General features: G+C 40.6%; 1 protein-coding gene. It reads left to right on the top strand.

From position 1 onward, the window contains the following. A partial coding sequence (locus tag RM542_RS14840; protein ID WP_311386534.1) for a Calx-beta domain-containing protein occupies positions 1 to 293 on the top strand: 293 nt, incomplete at both ends.

The following is a 293-nucleotide window of genomic DNA, read 5'->3' as shown; positions in this document are numbered from 1 at the left end:
GATATCAATGACCTAGGTACAGGTACTGCTATTGCTGGTACAGATTATACCACACTACCTGCTAACGCTACTATTACTATCTCTAATGGTAGTAACTCTGGTACTATCAATATCCCAACTACTGTTGATGGAATATTTGAAGGTAATGAAACTATTAACGGACAGATAGCTAACCTCACTGGGGCTCCTGCTGGTGTAACTATTGGTACAGCTAACGCTACTGGTATTATTGATGATGCTGATGATTCAGGTATCACAGTAGACCTTTCTGCTAACACTGCTGTGGAAGGAAA

It is taken from the genome of Croceitalea sp. P059 (assembly GCF_031846365.1).
Taxonomy (GTDB): Bacteria; Bacteroidota; Bacteroidia; order Flavobacteriales; family Flavobacteriaceae; genus Croceitalea; species Croceitalea vernalis.
This window is presented reverse-complemented; position numbering and strand designations above follow the sequence as displayed.